Origin of the sequence: Faucicola osloensis (assembly GCF_020041925.1) — a bacterium.
In the GTDB taxonomy this organism is placed as follows: domain Bacteria; phylum Pseudomonadota; class Gammaproteobacteria; order Pseudomonadales; family Moraxellaceae; genus Faucicola; species Faucicola osloensis_D.
In genome coordinates this window covers 819,730-845,739 of the sequence record NZ_CP083409.1, presented here as the reverse complement: position 1 = coordinate 845,739, position 26,010 = coordinate 819,730, and the positions used below count along the sequence as shown (strand labels likewise).

21 protein-coding genes and 2 tRNA genes are annotated in these 26,010 nt (G+C 43.9%); 16 read left to right on the top strand and 7 right to left on the bottom strand.

Features of this window, described 5'->3' with window-relative positions:
• Window positions 1-34 precede the first annotated feature (34 nt).
• From LAJ61_RS03665 to LAJ61_RS03650, 4 genes are all read left to right on the top strand, one after another.
• Entirely contained in the window at window positions 35-844 is an 810-nt protein-coding gene (locus LAJ61_RS03665) for an acetyl-CoA carboxylase carboxyltransferase subunit alpha (RefSeq protein WP_224054511.1), read from the top strand.
• A gap of 114 nt (window positions 845-958) precedes the next feature.
• Window positions 959-2,473, top strand: a complete 1,515-nt coding sequence (gene tilS / locus LAJ61_RS03660; protein WP_224054510.1) for a tRNA lysidine(34) synthetase TilS — start codon at window positions 959-961, stop codon at window positions 2,471-2,473.
• A gap of 223 nt (window positions 2,474-2,696) precedes the next feature.
• Complete coding sequence (proC, locus tag LAJ61_RS03655; RefSeq protein ID WP_224054509.1) at window positions 2,697-3,536, top strand: pyrroline-5-carboxylate reductase; 840 nt, start codon at window positions 2,697-2,699, stop codon at window positions 3,534-3,536.
• A 93-nt stretch (window positions 3,537-3,629) separates the two neighbouring features.
• Entirely contained in the window at window positions 3,630-4,262 is a 633-nt protein-coding gene (locus LAJ61_RS03650) for a YggT family protein (protein WP_224054508.1), read from the top strand.
• Window positions 4,263-4,294: 32 nt separating this feature from the next.
• On the opposite strand, the gene LAJ61_RS03645 is transcribed toward LAJ61_RS03650, so the two are convergent.
• A complete protein-coding gene (locus LAJ61_RS03645; RefSeq protein ID WP_224054507.1) occupies window positions 4,295-5,947 on the bottom strand; it encodes a phospholipase D-like domain-containing protein in 1,653 nt (550 codons plus the stop codon).
• 10 nt (window positions 5,948-5,957) lie between these two features.
• Entirely contained in the window at window positions 5,958-6,767 is an 810-nt protein-coding gene (locus tag LAJ61_RS03640; RefSeq protein ID WP_224054795.1) for a hydroxymethylpyrimidine/phosphomethylpyrimidine kinase, read from the bottom strand.
• Between the two features lie 336 nt (window positions 6,768-7,103).
• On the opposite strand from LAJ61_RS03640, the gene LAJ61_RS03635 reads away from it, so the two are divergent.
• The 3 genes from LAJ61_RS03635 to LAJ61_RS03625 all read left to right on the top strand — a co-directional run bounded on the left by LAJ61_RS03635 (window position 7,104) and on the right by LAJ61_RS03625 (window position 8,290).
• Window positions 7,104-7,193, top strand: a tRNA-Ser gene (locus LAJ61_RS03635).
• A gap of 103 nt (window positions 7,194-7,296) precedes the next feature.
• Window positions 7,297-7,373: transfer RNA gene (locus LAJ61_RS03630), tRNA-Arg, on the top strand.
• Between the two features lie 290 nt (window positions 7,374-7,663).
• The gene (locus tag LAJ61_RS03625; RefSeq protein WP_224054506.1) at window positions 7,664-8,290 is read left to right on the top strand and encodes an RDD family protein; all 627 of its coding nucleotides are present in this window, start codon (window positions 7,664-7,666) and stop codon (window positions 8,288-8,290) included.
• Window positions 8,291-8,311: 21 nt separating this feature from the next.
• Here the strand turns inward: LAJ61_RS03625 and LAJ61_RS03620 are convergent, their stop codons facing one another.
• The 3 genes from LAJ61_RS03620 to LAJ61_RS03610 all read right to left on the bottom strand — a co-directional run bounded on the left by LAJ61_RS03620 (window position 8,312) and on the right by LAJ61_RS03610 (window position 11,739).
• The gene (locus LAJ61_RS03620; RefSeq protein ID WP_224054505.1) at window positions 8,312-8,893 is read right to left on the bottom strand and encodes a hypothetical protein; all 582 of its coding nucleotides are present in this window, start codon (window positions 8,891-8,893) and stop codon (window positions 8,312-8,314) included.
• An 18-nt stretch (window positions 8,894-8,911) separates the two neighbouring features.
• On the bottom strand, window positions 8,912-9,817 hold the full coding sequence (locus LAJ61_RS03615; RefSeq protein WP_224054504.1) for a polyprenyl synthetase family protein: 906 nt from the start codon (window positions 9,815-9,817) through the stop codon (window positions 8,912-8,914).
• A 101-nt stretch (window positions 9,818-9,918) separates the two neighbouring features.
• Window positions 9,919-11,739 carry an acyl-CoA dehydrogenase C-terminal domain-containing protein gene (locus LAJ61_RS03610; protein ID WP_224054503.1) on the bottom strand — a complete coding sequence of 607 codons (1,821 nt, stop codon included), beginning with the start codon at window positions 11,737-11,739 and terminating at the stop codon, window positions 9,919-9,921.
• A gap of 387 nt (window positions 11,740-12,126) precedes the next feature.
• Here LAJ61_RS03610 and LAJ61_RS03605 point away from each other — a divergent pair, with 387 nt between their 5' ends.
• The 4 genes from LAJ61_RS03605 to LAJ61_RS03590 all read left to right on the top strand — a co-directional run bounded on the left by LAJ61_RS03605 (window position 12,127) and on the right by LAJ61_RS03590 (window position 16,657).
• Entirely contained in the window at window positions 12,127-13,908 is a 1,782-nt protein-coding gene (locus LAJ61_RS03605; protein ID WP_224054794.1) for an ABC transporter ATP-binding protein, read from the top strand.
• A gap of 142 nt (window positions 13,909-14,050) precedes the next feature.
• Window positions 14,051-14,689, top strand: coding sequence for a MarC family protein (locus LAJ61_RS03600; protein WP_007117140.1), 639 nt, complete (start codon window positions 14,051-14,053; stop codon window positions 14,687-14,689).
• A 349-nt stretch (window positions 14,690-15,038) separates the two neighbouring features.
• Window positions 15,039-15,344, top strand: a complete 306-nt coding sequence (locus LAJ61_RS03595) for a hypothetical protein (protein WP_224054502.1) — start codon at window positions 15,039-15,041, stop codon at window positions 15,342-15,344.
• Window positions 15,345-15,499: 155 nt separating this feature from the next.
• Window positions 15,500-16,657, top strand: a complete 1,158-nt coding sequence (locus LAJ61_RS03590; protein WP_409034992.1) for a 5-(carboxyamino)imidazole ribonucleotide synthase — start codon at window positions 15,500-15,502, stop codon at window positions 16,655-16,657.
• A gap of 245 nt (window positions 16,658-16,902) precedes the next feature.
• On the opposite strand, the gene LAJ61_RS03585 is transcribed toward LAJ61_RS03590, so the two are convergent.
• Window positions 16,903-18,132 (bottom strand): toxic anion resistance protein, encoded by a 1,230-nt coding sequence (locus LAJ61_RS03585; RefSeq protein WP_224054500.1) that lies wholly within the window; start codon window positions 18,130-18,132, stop codon window positions 16,903-16,905.
• A gap of 300 nt (window positions 18,133-18,432) precedes the next feature.
• Entirely contained in the window at window positions 18,433-19,005 is a 573-nt protein-coding gene (efp, locus tag LAJ61_RS03580) for an elongation factor P (RefSeq protein WP_204155483.1), read from the bottom strand.
• Between the two features lie 155 nt (window positions 19,006-19,160).
• Between efp and epmB the strand changes: the two genes are divergently transcribed.
• From epmB to LAJ61_RS03555, 5 genes are all read left to right on the top strand, one after another.
• Window positions 19,161-20,162 carry an EF-P beta-lysylation protein EpmB gene (epmB, locus tag LAJ61_RS03575; protein ID WP_224054499.1) on the top strand — a complete coding sequence of 334 codons (1,002 nt, stop codon included), beginning with the start codon at window positions 19,161-19,163 and terminating at the stop codon, window positions 20,160-20,162.
• 154 nt (window positions 20,163-20,316) lie between these two features.
• A complete protein-coding gene (locus LAJ61_RS03570) occupies window positions 20,317-22,083 on the top strand; it encodes a hypothetical protein (protein WP_224054498.1) in 1,767 nt (588 codons plus the stop codon).
• 203 nt (window positions 22,084-22,286) lie between these two features.
• Window positions 22,287-24,476, top strand: a complete 2,190-nt coding sequence (locus LAJ61_RS03565) for a GGDEF/EAL domain-containing response regulator (protein ID WP_224054497.1) — start codon at window positions 22,287-22,289, stop codon at window positions 24,474-24,476.
• 42 nt (window positions 24,477-24,518) lie between these two features.
• On the top strand, window positions 24,519-24,959 hold the full coding sequence (locus LAJ61_RS03560; RefSeq protein ID WP_159375290.1) for a c-type cytochrome: 441 nt from the start codon (window positions 24,519-24,521) through the stop codon (window positions 24,957-24,959).
• A gap of 90 nt (window positions 24,960-25,049) precedes the next feature.
• Window positions 25,050-26,003, top strand: coding sequence for an AAA family ATPase (locus tag LAJ61_RS03555; RefSeq protein ID WP_224054496.1), 954 nt, complete (start codon window positions 25,050-25,052; stop codon window positions 26,001-26,003).
• Window positions 26,004-26,010 lie beyond the last annotated feature (7 nt).

Sequence of the window (26,010 nt, the reverse complement as noted above, 5' to 3'; positions counted from 1 at the left end):
ACAACAGTCGCAATAAAACAAGGGAATAACGACAATGAGTGTTTGGGAAAAAGTACAGCTTGCACGTCATGCAAAACGACCATTATTTTTGGATTATGCCAACCAGCTGTTTACGGAATTTGATGTGCTGCAAGGGGATCGCGCGTATGCCGATGACAAAGCGATTTTGGGCGGGATGGCGATGTTTAATGACCAGCCTGTCATGCTAATTGGTCAACATCGCGGTCGCAGCACCCGTGAGCGTATTGAGTACAATTTTGGTATGGCAAACCCAGAAGGCTACCGCAAAGTAGTTAGACTCGTGCAAATGGCAGAACGGTTTAAATTGCCGGTGTTTACCTTTATTGATACCCAAGGCGCATATCCTGGCGTGGGAGCAGAAGAGCGTGGTCAAGCCCAAGCGATTGCCCAAAGTATTGCGGTATTTTCATCATTGAATGTGCCTGTGATTGCCACGGTAATCGGTGAAGGGGGTTCAGGTGGTGCCCTGGCGATTGGCGTCGCGGATCGTATCAATATGCTAGAAAACAGCATTTATTCTGTGATTTCGCCTGAAGGTTGTGCATCGATTCTATGGAAAACGGCTGAAAAAGCGCCCCAAGCCAGTGAGGCGTTGAAACTCAGTGCGGCAAATTTAAAATCCCTTGGCTTGATTGATGAAGTCATCGGGGAAGGCGAGGGCGCGCATATCAACAGTGATGTCGCTATGACCAACCTTAAAGCCACGCTTGAGCAACAGCTAGCGTTGCTGGTAAAGCTTGATGAACAAACACGTCTGCAACAACGCTATGAAAAACTGATGAGTTTTAATTCTACGGTGTCCTTACCAAAAGCCTCTGCTTGATTGTCAGTGATTTAACCCATTTTAATGACCCATGGGCGTTTATTGGGGCGCCCATTATTTTATCCCATTTGTTTTATTCCCTTGTTTTTCTCTTGCCGCATGAGCTTGAGCACTATGTCGTCTATCCCTATGTCATCTGTCTGTATGTCACCTGTCATTGAAGCGATTAAACAAAGTTATCAAACCCATATCAACCCGCACCCCAAGGCTGCCACTAAAATTTATATTGCGTGCAGTGGCGGGCGAGACTCGATGGCATTACTGTTCGCCTGTCAGCAGCTACAACTACCGATTCATGTGATTCATATCAACCATAAATTGCAAAAAATCAGTGATGACTGGCAACAACTCGTAGAAAGCTATTGCCACAAGCACCGCATCGACTATGACAGCGTTTGTATCGATTGGCAATTGCAGCAAGTTTATGCCGCCGATAGTACAATCAGCCAAGAACAACAAGCGAGCACACAACAAGCCAACGAACAACAAATCGGCACACAACAAGCCAATGAACAACAAGCCAGAACCGCCCGCTATCGTGCCATCATACAGATTGCAGGCGAAAACGCTATTGTTGCCTTGGCGCATCACGCTAACGATCAGGTGGAAACCTTGTTGATGAACCTATGCCAAGGGACAGGATTGGCAGGGCTGACAGGCATGACGGCGTTTGCGGTGCAACACGAATTTGGCAAACCCATTTGGTTATGGCGTCCGTTGCTTGGGGTAACGCGTGATGAGATTAGCGACTTTGTAGCGGCGCAACATATCCCTTATGTCAATGATCCTACCAATTTTGGCGTAGCTAATCAGCGCGCTTTTTTACGTAATCAGATTTTGCCACTCCTTGATGAGCGCTTTCATAAAGTAGTGCAAAATATCACCCGCACCCAGCAAAACCTGACCGAAGCCCAGCGTATAGTCGAGGACCAATATCAACAAGATTTGGCGCTATGTCAGCGCTCAAATGGCTGGACAAGTCATCAGCAATGTTTGCATATTCCCAATCTAAAATCATTGAGCCAAGCAAGACGCTTTAACCTATTGCATCATTGGGTCAAAGGCTCACAAAAATTTGCCCCCACTCGGCAATTGATTGCACAAATTGAGCAGTTACTACAATCAGTGCAAACAGACCAGCAAGCGATTTTGCAGTGGCAGGGGATTGAAATTAGAAAATACCGCGATACGTTATACCGCCTTGATGCCGATTATGTGAAGGCGATACATGGCAAATCAGACACCAGGGTATTAGCCAATTTGGCTGCCGATGTGGCATTATCTGTGGGACTGTCTGAGGAGCTATCTCTAGAATTGGCGCTTGCTAGCAGAACCGTATTGCCCAATGAGTCTTTTCAATTATTATCACAATCGTTTCACCAATCGTTTAAAAAACTGTGCCAACGATTTGATATTCCTAGCTGGGAGCGACAATTTGCCAAAGTGATCATCCTGGATGACAACAATGAAAAGGCATTCATTGCATCTCAAACACCAAAACGGTTCGCTTTATTATTGCCGAATATCAGTGTTTGGCTGGCAGATGCCGGTGAGCTGAATTTGGCTACCCAAGCGCCTTGTCCGTGGCACTTGGTTTGGACAGACAGTTTTGATAGTGAATCTCATTGATTTAAGACTATCATAGACTAAGACTGTCATAAACTGAGACTATCAAACCTGCATGGATCGCTTGAATTTGCGCCATATACACCAATTTACGCTGTAAATTTGTCATCAAAATTTGCGGTAGGTATGGTAGACTTATTTGCGAATAATAGCGAGGGCGAACCCTTTAACTGCTTTCTTCTAACTGCTTTCATCACCCCACAAAAAATGACTACAAAGGATATCTATGGCAACCGCAACTTCTCTTAACATCGCCTTTATTGGTGGCGGTAATATGGCATCGGCACTTATCGCAGGGCTATTAGCAAAAGGTCAACCAACTAGCCTACTGCATGTGGTTGAAACCGATGCCGAGAAGTTAGCGGATTTTCAAGCCAAAGGGTTAAATACTTACAATGCGAGCAATATCGATGATACCAAGCACGCCATCGAAAAAGCTGATGTGGTCGTGCTCGCCGTCAAACCGCAGGTCATTAAAGATGTGCTACTACCAGTCAAAGACAGCTGGGGCGAGCAAGTGGTTATTTCAATTGCCGCAGGGATTGGTACCGATAGTTTAGCCGAATGGTTGGGGCCGCAAGTCAAACTAGTGCGAGCGATGCCAAATACCCCTGCAATGATTCAAATGGGTGCCACAGGCTTGTACGCGACAGCAGCGGTTAGCGAGGCGCAGCGGCAACTTGCGCAGCAAGTGATGTCCGCGGCAGGACTGGTGTTATGGGTAGATGACGAAGACCTACTGCACGCCGTGACCGCTATCTCAGGGTCAGCGCCTGCGTATTTCTTTTATATGTTAGAAAATATGATTGCGACGGGTGAAAAATTAGGACTGACTCAAACCCAAGCAACGGCTTTAGCGATGCAAACGGCACTGGGCTCAGCGCAAATGGCATTGACCAGTCATGATACGCCAGCTGAGCTGCGTCGCAAAGTGACCTCGCCCAATGGGACTACCCAAGCGGCAATTGAAGTGATGGATGACAAAAAAATGCATCAAATTATTGCCGATGCCATGCTAGCGTGTGAACAGCGCTCGCGTGAGCTAAGCCAAGCGTTTGGCAAATAACTCGATTTGGCTATAACAGCAAATTTTAATTGACTATTTTAACGGCTTATCGTTAACAAGTGTGTAAGCAACAAATAAGGATAAACACAGGGCATGACTAATCTTTTGGCAGGGTTGTTTGATATCGTCGTCGCGGCGGCGATGATACTGGTTTTCTTTCGATTTATGCTGCAGTTTGCTGGCATTACTGCAAAGGATGCGTTTGCCAAACCCATTTATCGTATGACACGCATTGTCGATGTGTTTGGACGTATTTTCCCAACCCTTGGCGATGGCAGAATCAATACCGCAAGTTTGGTGCTGCTATTTTTGCTGCGGATGATTTTTATTTGGGGCGTGCTTGGCATGATGCGCATTGATAGTCAAAATATTGGGCTTTTCTATATGCCAGAGGTGAACTTAGCCATGGTCGATTATCTATCGCGGTATTTTTCACCTGTCATGATGTTTTTTGTGGCGGCTGTGACCTTGCTGATTGATTTTTTAAGAATGTTTCAGTACATCATTATTGGCTCGTTTATCGGGGGTTGGGTGATGCTTTTTACCCAAAAAATGCCAGCAATTTTTGGACTGCTCACCTTGCTTAGTGAGCCAATTATTCAGCCATTTCGCAAAGTCTTACCTGCCACAGGCATGCTTGATTTGGCACCTATGCTGGGTTTTTTCTTGATTATTTTGCTAGAAACCTTGGTGCAAACCGTAGGTGTTTATTTATTAACCCTCTAGTCTTTCCCAAACGACGATTAAATGAGTAAGCTTTAAAGCAGTGGGCTAAACAGGCGAATAGCGTTGTCCAAGAATTTTGCCCCAAAGCTACGCTGCTGCCATCCATCGCGCTGTAATGGCTCACTTTGTTGCAGGTATTCATGCTGGCAAGTGAGCATTTGCTGGGTCATGGTACGATTATAAATTGCCATACTCACCTCCATATTCAGATAAAAACTGCGCATATCCATATTGACGGTACCAAACAAGCAATAATCGTCATCCACGCACAAAATCTTGGCATGTAGCAAGCCTGCATTGAATAAATAAATCTGCACCCCTGCTGACAACAGTGGCTCAAAATAAGCCTGTGAAGCAAACCGTACCAATAGCGAATCTACTTTTTTGGGTACATTCAAAATAACCTTGACCCCACGCTTGGCAGCGGTAGTGAGGGCAAGCAGCAGCGCATCATCTGGCACAAAATAAGGCGTAGTAATAACCACTTGTTTTTTGGCGGCAAAAATCGCACACACCAAGGTTTCGTAGATGACATGTCCCGTTAATTCTGGCGCCGATGGAATCAGCTGTAAGCTGACTTGACTCACCGATGGGTAAGCTTGTAGGTCGCTTTGCAGCGGCAAAATATTCAGCAGGGGCGGCTGGGTGACGCCAGTGTTAGCTTTTTTAAGCCCCTCGCTAGTGTTAGTCACGTTTTGTAATTTGCGATGATGCAGCTTTGAGGTGCCAATATACAGCGACTGGGTATAGAACGACTTGGTAAAGCGATTAACGATTTTTTCAAGGCTTGAAAAATTGGCGTTGGTTTCTGCGCTGATATCCGTGGTCGTGACAAGTGCCATGGCTTTCACCGAATTGACGTTATCATGACCTTCCACCCGTATCATGACATCAATCCATTTGCCTACATGCTCGTTTTGTTTGAAAAAATCGGGGTCGATTAAATTAAAACTTCCCGTATAGCCATAGCAATTATCAAAAATAGCCAGCTTACGATGATTGCGGATATCAATACGTTTGACAATAGTTTTGAACAAACCCACGGGCAACGACTCATGCACAAAGATATCAGCATCTTTGAGTTTGTTTACCCACTGGCTGCGAAAAAACGCATGACTGCCAACGCTATCAGCGAGCAAATGCACGGATACGCCGCGCTGGGTAGCCTCCATTAAAGCTTCTAATAACTCAATCACCCGACCTTGTGGCGACACAATATAAAACTCTAGCAAAATCATCGTGTTTGCCGCACGGATATCGGCTAATAAACTGGCAAAAATATGGTCAGCGTCTGTCATCAGCGTCAGCGTATGATGGTCATACACGCCAAGCCCAGTTTTTAGTAGGGCGATATTGCTCAGTTGCCGTGCTTCGGTGTCTAAATTTTTGGAAATTTCATTAAAATCAATCTGCTGGGCGTTAGCAAAGTCACGCAGTAATTTTTGCGCCATCAAACTACGCTTACGGTATTGGTGCCCAATATTGATTTCACCAAATAACATATAACCGATGATGCCAACAACAGGCAGGGCAAATAACACCGCAATCCAAGCAATTGCTACGCTTTGGCTGCGCTGCTGTTGAATAACCCGCACAACTAGCCAAAGCATGATAAGAAAATGGGCGATAACACCTAGCTGCCATAGCAACGTCTTGACAATCGACCACTCCAATAATAAGCCCATACTAGCTTGCCTAACCTAGCATTGAGGTGTAATGAAAGCGCTTAGGAATTCGTTGACCATGAGGGTGTACAATGTCAGCGACTTTGAGCACCTGTTGTGTCCAAATATCTGCGCATTGTACCGCTGTCACAAGCTTGTCACCCAGTGCCAAGCGACCTGCGATATAACTTGCCAGACTGCAGCCTGAGCCATGATATTCACCCGCCAGTCTTGGCAAAATTGCTTGGTATGCCAGTCGGCAGGTTTGGTTGTCATTAATGTATAAATACTGCTCGATACCAGAGGCTTGGCTATCGTGAGAAGTCTTAACTAGCACTGCTTTGGCACCTTGCTGGCACAAATCTTTGGCGGCGGCGTGGAGATTGTCGATGCCTGTCAAATCACGCAGTTCAATGCTGTTGGGGGTCATCAGGGTCGCAAAAGGGGTCAACTGGGCAAAGGCAGCCACCAAGGTGTCTTTATTACCTAAATCACCGCCACTGTTGGCCACCAGTACTGGGTCAAGCACATACGGCGTACCTGTTGCAATACTGCCATCGGTGAAAAGCTGCGCGAGCATCGCAATATTATCAGTCGTGCCAAGCATCCCTGACTTGATGGCTTTGACAGGCAAATCATTGAGCACCGCCAGTGCTTGCGCCCTTACCAGCTCACTTTCGCATGCCTCAAACCCAAAAACTTGCTGTGAACTTTGAACAGTCACTGCGGTACAGGCAATCGCTGCATGACTCCCTGCTTGCCCAATCGACTCAATATCCGCTTGCAAGCCTGCGCCGCCTGATGGATCTAACCCCGAAAAACACAATACAGTGGGGCGCAGTGTCATGCTGGGTACTAAAATAGGGGCAAGGGTAGCAGGGGTTGACATAAGATTCTCACAGGCTTGTTATTAATCCTTATAAAGGATTAGTTAAATGGTTTTTTTAATCATTAGTTTTAAACAGATTATCACATAACGACTGAGCCATAAACAGCGACTGGGTCATAGGTAGGCATGGTACCACTGCCAAGGTGCTGCAATTATTCTCACATAATTTTTTTAAAAAGTCTTGCAAATTTGGATTGGTTTGTTATAATGCCCACCCACAATACTTGAGGTTAATGGCGACATTGACTAAAATTATTGTACGGTGTGATAGATAAGTAAGAACAATTCGGTGACGTGGGTGAGTGGCTGAAACCACAGCCCTGCTAAGGCTGCATACGGGAAACTGTATCGAGGGTTCGAATCCCTCCGTCACCGCCATTTATTGAAGCAAAATTAGTTTTAAAATTATTTAAAATAAAGTTTGACAAAATAAATATTCTAACTTATAATAGCGCCCACTTCAAACGAAGACATTAGTTAAGCGCTTGTAGCTCAGTTGGATAGAGCATCAGGCTACGAACTTGAGGGTCGGGGGTTCGACTCCCTCCAAGCGCACCACTAATTACTTTGTTAAAATTAATCGCCACTCTTTGAGTCAGGCGATTTTTTTTATGTCTTATTTTTTTATACCTCATATTACTCAGCGGGTTATTTTGCCGTTCCGTTTTTTTCACCACTGCCTCACTATTGCCTAAGGCATTTTCATCCCAGTTATTTTTATCTGAGTCATGCGCTGATGGGTCTGTAGTTAGCGTTTGAGTCATAGCCTTTTGGTTGTATTTAGGCTACAATTTCGCTACCACTACCATCATTTGCTCGCCATACCTATGCCTAAGACCGAAACTTCAATGTTAAAAAGAGCTGAGACCAACAGCCAGCCGCAATCCATGCAATCAGCGCCATTGCCAGAACAACAACCCGTGATGGCAAAAGCGGCTACTCGGCTGATTGCTATGCTGTATGATGGTATGTTGATTTTGGCGATGCTATTTTTTGTGCAGATGCTGCTTATCGTATTGGGGACTAAACTGCTAGGTTTAGCAGGGACGGATATGAAGCAAGCGGCGACATTACCGCTATGGTATCGTAATGTTGTGCAACTCCCTGCTTTCGTGATTATATTGGTCGGGTTTTATGGGGTATTTTGGCGTAAGGCAGGGCAGACGCTTGGCATGCAGACTTGGCGGCTTAAAACCATGAACCGTGATGGCTCATTGCTAAGTTGGCGGCAATCGATGATGCGGATATTAGCCGCGTGTTTATTGCCGGTGGTCTGCGGGATGATAGGCTATCTTATCCACCAGTCGGTGGGTGCGCTGTATTTTAGTATGTTTATTGGGCTATTGTTCAATTATTGGTTTGCATGGGTCAATAAGCAAGGACTGGCGCTGCATGATTTGCTGTCAAACACCGTGACCATGAAAATGCCAAAAATTAACCACGAAGGCTTGTTTGCTGGGTTCAGAAAGAAATAGTTTCTAATTTTATGAGATTAATCAGTTTTTATTGGTAAATAGAAATGGAAATTGTGCTTCACATTCAAATTTCATTTTGTCATAAATTAGGTCAGTATCTTCTCCACGTTTAGAATGGTTAGCGAGCATTAGATAATAGTTAGCTCCATTGTATTTGGCAAATATAATCCAATGCCCAGTCCAAGATCCATTATGGTTATTATCTCTGAATTGTTTACCAACTATCTCATTTGTAATTAAATTAGCTAATTCTTTAGAGGTAGTTGCTTTTTCGCATGAATCCTTGAATAGCTGTTCAAATTTACCATCTTCATCAAATAGCTTTACATAGTTGGCTGCTTGGTCTTCTAAATGTCCGCTAAAGAAATGAGAGTGCCAAAAGCCTTTTAACTTTCCATGTCTAAACTTTGATGCTTTTTTTGTTGGCGTCTTTACTATTAATTTTTCAAGATAATTTATCTCATCGATAATCGATTGAATATCTTTACTCAACTCTATCCTACATTGAAGTTGATGAATGAAAAATTTTGATAAGCGCTTACTATAATTTGTTTCTATTAGTAAACTTTCCACAATATTTATTGATAAGTTAGATATCTGCATAAAGACTCATAGTAAAATTTAACTTTGTCTAGCCCACAACCAGTCTGCTAAATCGACTAGATAATTATTAGTTCCAAATTCTTTAATTACCGCATTTTTAGCGGTATCAAATAAGCTTTGCGCGTAGGTTTTGGCAGCTGCCACGCCCAGTAGTTTGACATAAGTGGATTTATCCAATTTTTCATCACTCCCCGCAGGTTTGCCAAGCTGCTTGGTGTCGGCAGTCACATCCAAAATATCATCTTGTACTTGGAACGCCAACCCAATTTGCTCGGCAAAACTATTGAGAGCTTGGCGCTCGCTGTCAGTCGCGTTGGCACAGATGGCACCCATTAATACCGACGCTTCAATGAGCGCGCCTGTTTTGTCACGGTGGATGGCTTCAAGCGCAGTTTGGCTAAGCTGTTGGTGCTCGCCATTTAAATCCAGCATTTGCCCCATGACCATCCGCCGTGCCCGGGGCGCGAAGGTGGCAGAAAGCAGAGTAGCAAACTCACTGTTTTCACCAAAATATGTATGGGTCAGGGCTTCAAATGCCAAGGTCTGTAGCACGTCACCGGCAAGCATGGCAGCGGCTTCACCATAGGCGATATGGGTGGTAGGGCGACCTCGGCGCAGCGCATCATCATCCATACAAGGCAAGTCATCATGCACCAACGAATAGCCGTGTAGACACTCCACCGCCATCATGGCACGGCGCACGTCATTAGATAATTGATGGGATGGGTGGGCAAGACTATTGTTGGTTTTTACCGTGGCAAAAGTTGCTGCAACCAGTAAAGGACGTACCCGTTTGCCGCCATTGGTCATCGCGTATAGGCTTGCTTCATGCAGCGGTGAGGGTAACTTGCAGGCTTGGAGGTAGGCTGTGATATCAGATTCTAGTTGGTCAATGACTTGGCGCGAAAAAGCAGTAAATTCCATAATCAATTCTTTTGTATGTGTTAAAATTTTGAGCAATAAAAAAGCTGCCCCCATTAAGGTTGAGCAGCCTTTTTGCAAAATGGCGCAACAAGTTTAACGCATTAGTCTAGGAAATTAAAGCTATCTAAATCCATCGCCATTAACTCGCTTGGTGCCAACATGCTCTCTGAGTGACCTGAGGCGCGTGGCAATAGTTTTTCAAAATAGAACTCAGCGGTCTTGATTTTGGCTTCATAGAATTCTTTGGTTTCGCTGCCGCCATTTTTGAGTTTGTCATACGCTACCGCTGCCATACGTGCCCAGTGATAGCCCATGATGACATAGCCTGAGTACATTAGGTAATCATCAGATGCTGCTGAAACGATTTCACGGTCTTTACGCGCCGTTAACATGATACGTGTGGTAAGGGTATTCCACTCTGCACAATATTTGGTCAATTCCCAAACAAATTTACGCATGCCTTTGTCTAGTGCGTATTCACTACACCATTTCATGATATTGGCGGTGTAATCAAGCAGCACTTTGCCTTTTGATTGGATTAACACTTTACGACCTAGTAGGTCAAGCGCTTGTACGCCTGTGGTACCTTCATACAAGGTTGAGATACGCGCATCACGGGCGATTTGTTCCATACCCCATTCTTTGATATAGCCATGACCGCCGTAGATTTGCATACCATGTTTGGCGCATTCAATGCTTAGTTCAGTTAAGAAGCCTTTGAGTATTGGGGTATAAAAGCCCAATTTATCATCCCATTTGTGGAACTCAGCATCGTCACCGAGCATCGCTCCTTCAAACATTTTATCAGCATAGCGTGATGCGTGATAAATCATTGAGCGCGCCCCTTCTGAGAAGGCTTTTTGAGTGAGTAGCATGCGCGCAACATCGGCATGATGGATAATCGCATCAGCCACTTGGTTTGGCTCTTTGGTACCGGATAGCGTACGCATTGAGCGGCGTTCTTTGGCGTAAGGCAATGAGTTTTGGAAAGCCAATTCCATATGCGCTAAGCCTTCCACACCTGTACCTAGGCGGGCAGTGTTCATAAAGGTAAACATGGCTTTTAAGCCTTTATTCGGCTCACCGATTAAATAGCCAGTGGCATTATCAAAGTTGAGTACCGCAGTTGCTGATGCTTTGATACCCATTTTGTGCTCAATTGAGCCACAGTTAACGGGATTACGCTCACCAATGTCGCCGTTTTCTGTAACCAAGAATTTTGGCACGATAAATAACGAAATACCCTTGGTACCTTCAGGCGCATCGGGTAGGCGTGCTAATACGATATGCACGATATTTTCCGTTAGGTCATGTTCACCGGCTGAAATAAAGATTTTGGTACCACTAATCTTATAAGTACCATCCTCTTGTGGGATGGCTTTGGTTTTAACTTGACCCAAGTCAGTACCACATTGTGGCTCAGTCAAACACATGGTGCCCGACCAACGACCTTCTACCAAGCCTGGCATATAAGTGGCTTTTTGCTCAGGGGTGCCGTATTGCATGATGGTATTCATACAGCCCACCGATAGCCCTGGGTACATGGCAAATGCCCAGTTTGCCGTGCCCATCATTTCACTTTTGATGAGGTTGACAGACATTGGCATATTCAAGCCACCAAATTCTTCAGGAAACGGTATGGCTTGATACCCAGCTTCGACGAACATATCATAAGCTTCTTTAAAGCCTTTTGGCGTGGTGACAACACCTTTGTCAAAATGGCAGCCTTCATCGTCGCCTGATTGGTACAGTGGCATCAACACATTGCTACAATAATCCGCAAAACTGTCAAGCATCATATCCACGGTTTCAGGATCGGCATTTTCACCAGATTTTAAGGTTTTATAGTGTTCGGGGTAATTAAATACTTCATTGGTTAAAAAGCGAATATCACGCAGGGGGGCTTTATATGATAATGGCATACGCTGAAATCCTTTTAATAGGCTATGAACTAAAATAAAAAGGGAAAGGTAAAAATAAGTCCGCTCAGTATAAAGGTATTTGCCGCTAAAAGCTTCAAATCATAATAAATATTCATAAATAATACTAATTATCATAAAATTATTTTATGATTTTGTGGGGCAAATCTTGGCATGGACAAGAATGCAACAATTACCAACTACCTTAAACGCACTCGTTTTATTTAAACTTTACCAAAGATATTAAACGACCAAACGTATTGAAAAATCATTTGTGAGCCACTCTTGCCAAATATTCCCAATCCATCTCCTAATCCATCGCTCCCTAATACGTCGACACTGCCAGCCAAACCTGCACCGATATCACTCAACAAACGCGAACGCGGCGCCGTGCTGTGGTCAATTATCAAAAAATTATCCGTTTTTGCAAAACCTTATCACTCATTAATCATAGCGACGTTGCTGCTCACAGTGATTGGTTCGTTTGCCGCACAGGTCAATGCTTTTGTACTGCGTTACACGGTCGATCATTTGACCGAGATTGTCAAGCTCAGCGAGCCGTGGCAGGAAGGTGCAAAACTGCTAACGACTATCAGCATCGTGCTACTGCTCAAAGAGCTGTTGTACGCGGCCATCAGCTTTGGACAGCGCTATTTTGGTGAAAAAATCCGTATTAATTTATCCCGAGATTTATCGCAAAAAGTCGTAGAGCGCATTTTAAGTTACCGCATGGGGTTTTATACCCACCCTGATAACGACAGTGGTAAGCTGCAGACGCGCATTGATTTGGGTGTCAGTAGTCTGACGCGCTTGGTGCAAAACTTCTTTATTGATATGTTGCCGTTATTTGCCAATGCGATCGTAGCGCTGGTAGTGATGTTTAGCGCCAATGTGTGGGTGGGGATGGTAGGGCTGGTCATTGTGCCGATTTATTTTTATATCAGTCAAAAACAAGCCACGCGCTTGCAAGGCTTTCGTCGGCAGATGCGCCACTATCGTGAGAGCAAAAGCGAGCAAATCATTTCGCTGATTAACGCTATCACGGTGATTAAATCCTTTGTCCGCGAGCCGATTGAAGCGCAAAAACATTTTGCCATTCAAAAAGAGATGACCGATAACCAACTTAAAACGCGTGGTATTGGCTTTGGCTATGATGCACTCAAAAGCTTTATCGAGCAGATTGGTGTCGTGGCGATTATTATTTTAACCGCGTATTTTGTGCTTGATGGGCAGATGACCATTGGCATGATTATGTTTCATGTGTTGTTATTTCAAAACGTGGCATCGCCGATTCGCCAGTTGCATCGTATCTATGATGAGGTCAATGATGCGCTGACTTATGCCGAAGGGTTTTTTGATATCTTAGAAGATGATAGCCAAATCGAAGTGGTAGGCGGTGTCAATCCTGCGACGGTGCAGGGTGATATCGAACTTCAGCAGGTGGATTTTGTCTATCCCAACGGCAATCAAGCCTTGCAAGATGTCAGCTTTCGCATTCGGCGCAACCGAATTACTGCATTGGTCGGGTTGAGTGGCGCAGGTAAAAGCACCATTATCAATCTGTTGGTAAAATTTTATCAGCCCACGCAGGGGCGAATTTTGCTCGATGGCAAGGATTTGCAAGACTATGATACCCATGAACTACGCCAACAAATCGGTTTGGTGTTGCAAAAAAACCATATTTTTGGCGGGACTATTGAAGAAAATATTCGTTATGGCGATTTAACTGCCAGCCAAGCTCAGATTGAGCAGGCAGCAATACAAGCCTCTATTCATGAACAAATCACCCAGCTGCCCAAAGGCTACCAAAGCGAAGCCAAATCCTTGTCAGGTGGACAGCAGCAGCGTATTGCACTGGCACGTATGTTTCTCAAAAATCCGCCGATTGTCTTTTTGGACGAGCCGACCGCAAGTCTAGATGCCATTGCCAGCCAGCAAATCAAGCGCAGTTTGGATTTAATCAAACAAAATCGCACGGTGATTATCGTGTCGCACAATATCGCGCAGATTATTGACGCTGATGATTTGGTGGTCATCGAGCAAGGGCGCGTGGTGGAGACAGGCACGCATGATGAACTATACCGCAAGCAAGGCAAATACTATGAGATTTTTAATGCCATGTCCGATAGTTTAAATCTTGATAAAATCACCCAAACGTTAGACAGCCATTAATTTAGGATTCATCATGCAGGCTTAGCATACATACTGGTAGCGCTAAGCGGATTAACGCCGTAACCCTGCTGACTTAAATTTATGCTACCATAACTGCTTTGTCATATTTACCCAACTTCACCCAACAAGTTAGTCAATGCTCATGGAATCTCAAGTCTTAAAAATATTTTTGGCACTGGTGGTACTGGTCAATCCATTTGCCGCGTTATCATTATTTATTGATATCACCAAAGACGCCAATCGACAACAAACTCGCAAAGTTGCACTGATTTCAGCCATTACCGTGTTTGTGACCATCGCGATATTTTCGTTGGCAGGCGAGCCTATCTTAAAGGTGCTGGGGATTTCGCTTGGGTCATTTCGTATCGCAGGCGGTATCTTGGTATTGATTATTGCCATTGGCATGATGAATGGTGCTGGCAATGTTGCCAAACCGCATGTCGGCAAATCCGGGGATTTAAATGGCGTGGCGTTTCAAGGGGCGGCATCTGCGGTGGTGCCGTTGACGATTCCGATGGTGATTGGTCCGGGTGGGATTTCTACCGTGATTATTTATGCCGCAAGTGGGCATAGTTATTTTAATATGTTAGCGATTATCACCGCAGGTTTGATTATCAGTATTATTACTTATCTAAGCTTTATGGCAGCGGGGCAGGTGAGTCGTTTTTTAGGTGATACCGGGCTTAATGTGCTCAATCGTATCATGGGGATGCTACTTGCGGCCGTTGCGGTAGAGATTTTTGTTGGCGGCTTAAAAAGTGTATTCCCGCAGTTGTTGTAAGTTCACCGGGTCGCTAAATCGGGTCGCTAAATAATTTATCACAGCAACCCTTAAGCATTATGCATTGTAGTGGCTGTGTTAATATCATAAATTATGCTTGATTTTTACCGTTAAAGTCGCCATTTTAATAATCATGCAATATGCCAAACCCTGTCAATAAGCTGTCAACAAGCTTTTAAAAAGATGCAAGCGTTAAACCATGCTACGTTGATTAAAGCGATATGACAGGGTGACTAACAGGTTTCTTAGTCTAGTTTATAAGCCTAGCTCATAAGCCTAGTTCATAAGATAGCTACTAAGGTAGTAACCAAATTAGTCACTGGGGCGGATAAAAGATTGAGGAGCGACGATGCAAAAAGATACAAAATCAGATTACCAAAGCCTAATGCAAGCGGCAAAGGATGCCAAAGCAGAAGCGATGATGCTGGAGTTTGTCGAGCAAGATGATGGCAAGATGGTACTACGTACCTCGAATGACGAATCAGAAGACTTGGTAAGTATTGAATTTTCTGACAAAGTGAAAGAAATGTTGGGAGAGGATACCCAGTTGATTGGTCAAAGCATGATTCATGCGGCCATTCAAACCTTAATGCAAAAGCAGCTCTCGCAGTGGCATGCCAATGTGTATGACGAAGAACCCGTGCATTATAGTTAACGCGTAACGCCTATTCATTGATTTGTTAAACCCGTAAGGCTAAAGACTTATGGGTTTTTTTGTGCTTGGATTTTTTATTTGTGGGCAAATCCTTTATAATTAGCCATAATTTTTCTTCTGTGTTTTACTTATCAAAAAGAGCCACCACCATGCCTATGCAAACCGCCAATTTTTATACCATCAATCATTCCAATTATCCTGTCAAAACGATTGGGATTTTAGGTGGCGGACAACTGGGTATGATGTTGGCGCAAGCGGCGTTGCCACTGGGCATTCGCTGCGTGTTTTTGGAAGATAGTGCCAATTGCCCCGCACGCTTACTGGGTAAAGTATTTAGTAGCGAGCAATTTGAAGATTTTGCCCAAAGCTGCGATATTTTTACCTTAGAATTTGAAAACACCCCGCTCAAACCTGCCCAGTTTTTGGAATCGACCAAAACCTTGTACCCATCGTCATTTGCGCTATCGGTGGCACAAGATCGGTTAAATGAAAAAAACTTGTTTAATCAATTAGATATCGCCACCGTGCCTTTTATTGCGGTGCATAGCAAAGCCGATATCCAAGCCGCCGCCGCCAAATTGGGACTACCCTTGGTACTCAAAACCACACGCGGGGGCTATGATGGCAAAGGGCAGTTTGTGGTCAAATCCGCTGACCAAATCGACACCGCGTGGGCAGAGCTTGGCAACGCAACCAAAACAGCGCCGCTCATTGCCGAAGGCTTTATTCACTTTGAGCGCGAAGTATCTATCATTGCAGTGCGCGCCAAAAACGGTGAAATCCGCTATTATCCGCTCGTGCAAAATGAACATAGCAATGGTATTTTAGCCAAATCAACCGCACCTGCGCCCAATGTTGATAACCTCACGGAGCAAGCCCAAAGTAATATCAAAAAATTGCTCGAACATTTAAACTATGTGGGCGTGTTGACGTTAGAATTATTTGTGACTTCTGAAAGCGGTACTGAAAAATTGCTTGCCAATGAAATCGCACCCCGCGTGCACAACTCAGGGCACTGGAGTATTGAAGGAGCAGTGACGAGCCAATTTGAAAATCACATGCGTGCGGTGGCAGGACTCCCATTGGGAGACACAGCCATCGTCAAACCCTCTGTCATGCTAAATGTCATCGGCAAATACCCAAAACTGGACGAAGTCCTAGCCATCGCTGGCGTGCACGTGCACAATTATGATAAAGAAGAACGCGAAGGTCGAAAAATCGCTCATATCACTGTCATGCCGAGCGATAGCAGTCAACTGGATAACACGGTTGCGCAAGTGGTTGCAAAATTACCCAATAAATTGTCTGACTAAAGCCATGTGACTAAGGCTATGTTTCAGCAAAAACACCGCACTCATGGCGGTGTTTTTTAGCCTAAAAATACCTTGTTTTTCAAAAACTTTGCTTTGCAAGAGTAGTCTTCACCAACTGACACTTTGATAGTTTTTGCTTGTTAGTTGTCATCAATTATCCTTTTATTATTACTGATAAAAGATGGTGATAAACAGTAAAAGCCGCAATCATTCGTGAGGTTGCGCATAGTCAAATCAAACGGGGATTAAAGTTTGACATTACCCAATTTCTCCTCATCAATTTGCAGCTCGTTGGCAACCTCACTCACCGTTTGGCGATTGGTGCGGTCAAGGTAGGTTTGTGCGCGGTCAACTTCTTGGGTAAGGACATTGAGCGTTTGCTGCATATTACCCAGTGCTTTGACTTTAAAGGCGTCAATCGCCTGCATGGTTTCATAGATGTGGTTAAAGGATTTTTGCAGTTTTTCCAAGTCCACTGAGCTGCCACTGGCTTGCTCATGCACTTGCGCGGTTTGGCGTTTGAGCATGACTGACGTTGATTCAATCAAGCTACTGGTCGTTGAGTTAAGCGCATTGATTTGGTCGAGTACCAATTTTTGACTGCTCAGCGCTTGTGACACCATCACCGCAGTACGTAGCGCAGCAATCGTTGTCGTCGTGGCACGGTCAACGCCTTTGATAAGCTCTAAGTTATTTTTGCGAATCATATCAAGCGCCAAATACCCTTGGATGTTCACCGCCAGTTGGGTCAAAAAGTCCATGTTTTTTTGGCGCACATAAAACAGCAGTTCTTCTTTGACCACGCGTGCTTTTTCAGGGTCAGTGGCTTCAAGCTCACCGATTTTTTGCTCAAGGCGTTCGTCAATTTTTTGACCAACATAAATATATTGACGGAGCGACTGCATGAGTGCCCACATATTGACCTTTTCTTGCTCAATGCTGGCATTGTCTTTCATCAGCTCATCTTTGCCGTGATACAGGCTTTCGATGATGGCATTGATATGGGTTTGCGAAGATTGGTATTTGCGAAAATAATCTTGCACGGATTTGCCCATCGGGATGATGCCCAAAAATTTGCGTGGACTTGACAGTGAACCTTGGCGGGTTGGATCTAGGTCTTCGACCACGCTGCGTAGCTCAGTCAAGGATTTGGCAATCGGGGAGTTGTCAAATAAGGCTTTATCCATGCTTTTGGCAGGACGATCAAGCATGCGATTTGCAATCTGTGCTGAAGCGCGAATTTCGGCACTACCCAGCTGATGAATGGCGTTGACTTTCTCATCGAATACAGACGTGTTGATAGGGGTTTGTAATACATGCATCACAAAATCGTTCACTTTGGCATCAAGCTCAGGCACTTTGGTTAGGTCAAGTTTGACCAGTTGGTCGGCTTCGTCTTGTGGCACAACGGCAACGGGTTGCGGCGCTTCAAGGCTGATGACAGGGCTGGTTTCTGGCGGGGTGAGTTCTGGCATGATATACCCTTGAGTTATCTATATTGGTGTTTGTATATTAACTTGCCTTTTAATTTGTCTTTGTATTTTAGCGGTTTGAGCTAACGCTAGTTTGATTATCTTGGTGAATTATTTCATTTGTTGTTCTATTTGGGTAATCATTTTTTCCATGCGCGTTTGACGAATGATTTTTATGATTTATCGCACGATGCGACGTCAGTATGACAGCGTGACAAAAACTTTTTTAAACACATGTTAAAAAATAAAAGCCCAACAGTTAGTTGGGCTTTTATTTTTTCAAATTCTTGGTAATAAAATATATTATTGTACCCGTGATAGGTATTCACCAGTGCGGGTATCGACTTTGATTTTTTCACCTTGTTGGACAAATAATGGCACACGTACGACTGCGCCAGTTTCAAGGGTTGCAGGTTTACCGCCGCCACCTGATGTATCGCCTTTTAGACCTGGGTCGGTTTCGGTAATCACTAACTCAACAAAGTTTGGCGCGGCAACGCTTAAAGGTACGCCATTGAATAGGGTAATGGTACATTCTTCGTTGCTATTTTCTTTTAACCATTTTGCCGCATCGCCCATTGCGTTTTTATCAGCTTGTAGCTGCTCAAAGCTTTCTGGGTGCATGAAGTGCCAGAATTCACCATCGTTGTATAGATAGTTCATTTCAGTATCAACAACGTCAGCCCCTTCAAGACTATCGCCAGATTTAAAGGTGTTTTCTAATACTTTACCCGTTTTTAGGTTACGCATTTTGACGCGATTGAATGCTTGACCTTTACCTGGTTTAACGTATTCATTTTCTAAAATTGCAAATGGGTTGCCTTCGTGCATGACTTTTAAGCCAGCTTTAAATTCATTGGTTGAGTAATTTGCCATAAAATTTCCTAATAAGGTGTTGCGACTAAAAAATAACCGAGGTAAATCAAATCTTTGTATAATAGCCAATTTGCTAAAAACGCGCTGCCTACAGGGTAACCCTATCAGCGACAGGCGTTATCAGCAAGCGGCATTGACAATTGGATAAACACTATATGATAAACTATTTGGCGACACAAAAAAACTGGCAAAATGCGTTTTCTGATACCATCACGAGCTTTGCTGAATTGGCGCAAGCGTTAGATTTGCCGATAGATAGTTTTGATAGTCAGGTCGGTCAATTTCCGCTAAAAGTGCCACGTCGCTTTGTGCAAAAAATGGTGAAAGGCGATATTAACGATCCGCTGCTTAAGCAAGTGTTGCCGACGTTTCAAGAAACGGTACAAGTCACTGGTTTTGTCACCGATCCACTCGACGAGCAACACGCCAATCCCATCAAAGGCATCATCCATAAATATGCCTCACGGGTGCTGATTCCTGTCACCGGGGCTTGCGTGGTCAATTGTCGCTATTGTTTTCGCCAACACTTTGACTACCACGAGAATCTACCAACGCAAAACGATTGGCAAGCCATCAGTGCCTACATCACAGCACACCCCGCGGTCAATGAAGTGATTTTAAGCGGTGGTGACCCGTTATCGCTGAGCAATCGTCGTTTATTGGAGATTTTCACCACCCTTGAAGCACTACCCCAAGTGCAGACCATCCGTATCCACACCCGTGTACCTGTGATGATTCCTGAGCGCTTAGATGAGCCGTTACTTGCGCGATTTGCTAACAGCCGCTGTCATATCGTCATGGTCATTCATGCCAATCACCCCAATGAAATCGACCAAGAAACACAAATATTTTTGGGTAAGGCAAAAAAAGCAGGTGTTACTTTACTTAACCAAACCGTGCTACTCAAGTCGATTAATGACGATGCAAATACGCTTGCAAGCTTGAACGAAAAATTATGGCAAGCGGGCGTATTACCTTATTATTTGCATGTGCTTGATAAAGTTGCCGGAGCGAGCCACTTTTATATTTCAGATGAGCAAGCAGTCGCTCTGTACTGGGAATTACTCGCCAAATGTGCTGGCTACTTGGTGCCAAAATTGGTACGAGAGTTACCTAATAAGCCGTTTAAAACACCGATTGACTTGTATAACCACTAAAATTTGTTGAAAAAAAACAACTAAATAATGGGTTATCTGTTATTTGTCTGTAAAATAGTGCAATTATCTTAAAATAGCTAGATAAAATATGGCTTTTGTGTTATTTATTGTTGTTAAATAAGTCGAAAAATGTTGTGCATTTGGATGCAAAAAAATGGTTACGGATCTCACACTAGACGATTTCTTACAGCGCATAAACGATACACCGACCAGTCCTATTGAACTTAAAGTGACGCAGAGTTCATTGCAGGATACAACCGATTGGCAGATGCACTTTAATCGTATGTCGGCGTGTGAGATGTATGACGAATATAAATTCGTGATAAACCAGTTGATGTTTGCCGATATTGACGACGTCAAACGCTTTGCATTGTTTGAGGAAGTTAATAAAGCCGTCAGCGTATTACTCGGCAAATTACGGATGAATTACCAAACCCAGCCAGGGATTTTGGATGAAGAAAAACAGCAAGGCTTAGATACTGTATTATCGGTGCATTATCTAAGCATCATGTTTTACCATGTCATCTGGCAACGAGCGGCGGCTTGCCCTGAAGTGGTTGATAAAAAAGGCATCACTGGCTTATTTCGCCATAAACATCAATCCCTTACTCCCACCCAAGTCATTCAGCGCTGCCTATATGGTATCATGCTATTACTGCGCCAATCGCTGTTTGAAAAATATATCGGCTATCGTAAAGATACACAGGTAGTTTGGCAATATCTGAATGCCTGCTATCGGTTTGCAGTCACCAATGATTGGCAGTCTATCACCCTGCCAGTCAAACTGCATTCTGCCAATGAATATAGCAAACAGGGCGCACCGCTATCGATTGAGGAAATTTATTTTCACTGCTTGACGGTGGCGGTCACCAATCCGTATGCTTGTCGGCGTGCCGATATTTTAGCCATGCAAAAAGTAAGTACCCAGTTGATAAAAGAGCTTATTATCAGTAAAGATTTGGTTGAAAAACCTTACCTGTATATTGATTTAGAAGGTAAACAGCCGCCCCAACTGCTGGCAGTCGATGATTTATTCAATCCCTTTGCAGCAACCAGCAACTGCCTCTTTTTGATGTTTAGTCGGTTATTTAAACGCTTGCATCAAACCATTACCCAAGGTCAAATCAGCACCGATGCTGAGATAAAAAATAGCGCGCGTCAGGCCAAATTGGTATTGAATAATCTGCAAAATGGGTTAAAACCAGCGGCAGAGTATTATCATAGCCATTCAAAATGTGAAGTCGTGCTCGGTTTTAATAATATCCACTACATGCTTGCGAATAAAACCAGTTTGGGCAATCTCATTCAGGCCAATGAGCTGCCTGAGCGGTTAAAACCCAAAGCTCAAAATACTGAGTATCTTAAAAAATACACCGTTGTTGAGTTGAACAAAGAAAATCCCCAATCCATGTGCCTGTCGCATGTGTTTAGCTACCACAATCAGCTCGTTGACCAATATCCGAGCATTAGCCGTGGTGATAGCTATCACCCGCTGAGTCAATTGCAAGTCAATTCATTAATTGCGATGCGAAAGGTTAATGGTTCAAAAACTTGGCAGCTCGGCTATATTAAAGACAACTGTCAGGGTTTTATCGATACGCCCACTGGGCAACCGACCAACAAAACCTACTTAGAAATTGAGGCACAAGTGCAAGTGCATTGTCAAAATGCGATTCCCTGTGGCGTGCGCTTTCAAAATGCCGGTAGCCGTCAGCCACATTTTGTTGCGGCATTTATAATTCCAACCGCCCCAAACAACACTGATAGCCAGACCCGCTTGCTAATGGCGCGTTTTGGCTACCAAATGGCAGACAAGCTGGTGATACGTATTGATAACAAAGAAATTAACGTGCGTTTAACTGAGCTACTTAATATGACTGATGATATCGAGGAATACGCTTTTGTAAGAATTCAGTTTTAATCGTTAAAAAATGGCAACAAAAGTTGCCAAATCAAATCTAACCCATTAAAAATAAAAGATTTTCATATCTTTATAGCCGTTTTGATTGATTAATCATATAATAAGAAATTGAATCTAATATTATAAATAATTTATCAAAAAATTCGCTTATAATAGGTCGCTTAGTGCTCTATAAACCAAGCGTTTAATGGGATAGTTAATCGATGCAAAAACAAAAACAACTCAACCTGTTAATCATTGATGATAACCAGCTGTATGCCGAGCAGTTGGTTGGGTTATTAGAAAAACATTATTATAGACAGGTTAATTTAGGGTTTTTGGATGCCAAAGACGAGCTGATAAAATTATTGCGCCAGTCTTGGGACATTATTTTAATGGGGAATGCGTATGATTTATCGTTTAAAGACGTCAAAGAGATTTTAAAAGCCCACGATGCTCAAATCCCCGTCATCGCTCTATTGCCTGATGATGCGACTGCTTACCCAGGTGCATTAACTGCCAATGAGCAAGCCCAGACCCAGCTTGTTAGCGACCCTGATAAAACCCATAAGTTATTACCTTTATATACCTATTGGGGTGCAGCGGATGCTTTGCGCAAAAATAAGTTACTGCGCATGGCCATTCGTATCTGCCGTGAACACGAGCATCATAAACTAGGGCGCGAGCTTGAGCGCCTAAAAATGGTATTGAGCGATGCCGAACAGCGTGCCAATATTCTTATCAAAAACTCCAAGAGTGCAGTGGCTTATATTGAAGATGGTTTACATATTTATGCCAATGAGCCCTATCTTGAAATGTTTGGGTTTAAAACGCTCGAGGAATTAATGGGGATACCCGTTGTTGACTTGATTGCGCGCAACAATATCCAAGATTTTAAAACGTTTTTAAAAGACTTTGAAAAAGGCAACCGTAAAAACGTCGAATTTAAATTTGAAAGTATTAGAAAAGATAATACCACCTTCGCGGCTAAGCTACAGTTAGCGGCTGCTACCTATGACGGTCAGCCGTGTCTACAAGTCATTATCCAGCCCAACGAACAAGCCAATAGCGCTGAGCTTGCCAAAAAACTTGAAGCAATGGAACGCATTGACTCAATCACAGGGCTATTTAATCGTCATGGTTTTGAAAGACTGTTTAACCGACTGCGTGACGTGATTGTTGAAAAAAACCTATCGGTGGGTTTGATGGCGTTACGCGTCGATAATATTGGTAAAATTCATGCCAGTGTGGGGATTGAAGGGATTGATGGGGTGGTGGTTGCCGTTGCCAATATTCTTGAGCAACATCTCACTGAGATTATTGGGGTAGAGCGGGTGAAAAATGGCTATTTGAGCCGGTTTAATGATAGCATGTTTATGCTAATTATCCCTAATATGCGACAACAAGATTTGACAGCATTGGGACAAAAATTGGTTGCCGACATTAATAGTACCATTATTGAAATTGGTCATCGTACGGTTAAGACTACAGTAACCATTGGTGCAACCTTAGTCAACGCCAGTGCACCTGATACCAATACTATTATTAACCGTGTCATCCAAGCCGTCGGCATGGCAGCCAAAGCCAATAAAGACAGCAACGACGATAAAGATTTATTCTATCTATATGACCCAAGTAGTTTTGCCAGCAGTGATGACGGTGCGCTGTACGAATCGCTACGTGATGCGCTAGAACACAGCAAATTTAAATTATTATATCAGCCGATTTATGACGTTGAAAACGATGTCAGTAACATGTTTGAGGTGTTTTTACGTCTGCCGCTGGCAGATGGCAGCTTAATGGCACCTGATAAATTCTTAGAAGTGGCGACCAGACATCAGTTAATGGATAAAATCGACCGTTGGGTGTTAATTCAAGCCTGTAAAGATTTAAAACGTTACCGTCATGAGGTCGATGCCAGTGCCCGATTATTAGTGCATTTAAGCCAGATATCACTAGCAGATGCCACTTTGCCAAGCTTTATGAGTCGATTGATGCAAGCATTAGGTACCAGCGAGCCCGGGGTATTGACGGTACAGTTTAATGAAACCATGGTAATGGATCATCTAGCGGTGGCAGCCAAACAAAGTAATGAGCTTAACCAAATAGGTTGTCACCTAGGTATCTATAATTTTGGCTCGGCGGTCAATGCGATGGAAGTATTGGAGTTTGTCAAACCACAGCTGGTACGACTCGATCGCAGCTATATCAAAGATTTGAGCAGCAATGAAAATGTCAATACCGTGGCAACGGTGGTGCGCGAAATCACTGAGCGCGGCTCCAGTTGTTTGATGCCTTTTATTGAAGACCCTGCCGCCATGTCAGCGGCGTGGACAGTCGGTGCGCGTTATTTGCAAGGCGCCTATTTGCAAAAAGCCAGTGACACCATGCACATCGAGACTGAACCAAGCTAAATCTAAGCGCTGAATTTATAAGATAAAAACGAGTTAGCCAACATGCACCAAACAATCATTCATAAATCAAACCGATTGCCTATGCTAGGATTGGGTCTTTGTATCGTCATTGCGACAGGTTGTCAACATCAGCCACCCGCTCAGCGCCCAGCAGTTACCTTGCCCGTTTATAGCCAAGGGGATGCCGATAACGGTAAAAAGCAATACGAAGAAGCCTGTCTCAAATGCCACAAGCTGCAGCCCGGAAATAACGAGAAAGGCCCGCAATTACTGCGTATTTATGGGGCAAAATCCGCCTTATTAACCGATTATCAATATACAGACGCACTAAAAAACAGCAATATGACGTGGACAGCGGAAAATTTGGATAAATATATCGCCCATCCAAAACAAACCATCCCAGGAACGCGTATGCGTTCTGACCCGATTGCTGATGCCAAAGTCCGCCAAGACATTATTGCCTATATTTCGACGCTTCGTTAAATCGCTTTGTGGCTATGCCTTTAAGCGATATTTTGAGTTAACATGATTGATAAACAAAATTTAAACTTTTAAAGGATAGACCACACTGTGATGGGTAACTTAGACAATCAGCCGTTACAACAACGATTGCAAGCCATGTTGGTCAGTATCAATAATATCGTCTTGGATAAACCTGCCGTGGTGAAGCTGGCGGTTGCTTGTTTTTTAGCCAATGGTCATTTACTGCTTCAAGATTTACCAGGAATGGGTAAAACCACGCTGGCGCACGCGATTGCCAACCATTTGGGGTTGTCGTTTAATCGGGTGCAGTTTACCAGCGATATGCTACCTGCCGATATTCTAGGGATTTCGCTGTATAAAACCGATACTGGCGCGTTTGAATTTAAGCCAGGTCCGATATTTTGTCAGTTGTTACTTGCCGATGAAATTAATCGCTCAAGCCCAAAAACCCAATCTGCGCTGTTAGAGGCGATGGAAGAGCGGCAAGTGTCGCAAGATGGGGTGACACGAAAACTCCCTGAACCTTTTTTTGTGATTGCCACCCAAAACCCGACGCAGCAATCAGGTGTGTTTATTTTACCTGAGTCACAGCTGGATCGGTTTTTGATGTGTTTATCGCTGGGTTATCCCTCGGTTAATGCAGAGCGAGAGTTGCTACTGGGTAAAGATAGACGTCAAATGCTCAGCCAAATTATCCCGATGTTAGATACCCAGTCATTGCAGCAGGCACAAGCGCAAGCCAAAGACGTGTATATCGCAGATGTTGTGATTGACTACTTGCAGCGATTGGTAGCAAAAACGCGTGAGAGCCGAGACTATCATGGTCTATCTACCCGTGGTGTGTTAGCACTAAAGCAAGCGGCACAAGCCTTTGCATATTTGGGTGGCTACAATGAAGTGACGCCAGAAGACATCCAAGCGGTATTTGCTGCCGTCGTTGATCATCGCTTGGGGCAACCTTTTATCCCATTTAATCATTTGGGTGGTGAGCAGCCGCAATCGATTGCGACCCAGTTATTACGCCAAGTACCGGTACTGGTGTAAACCATGA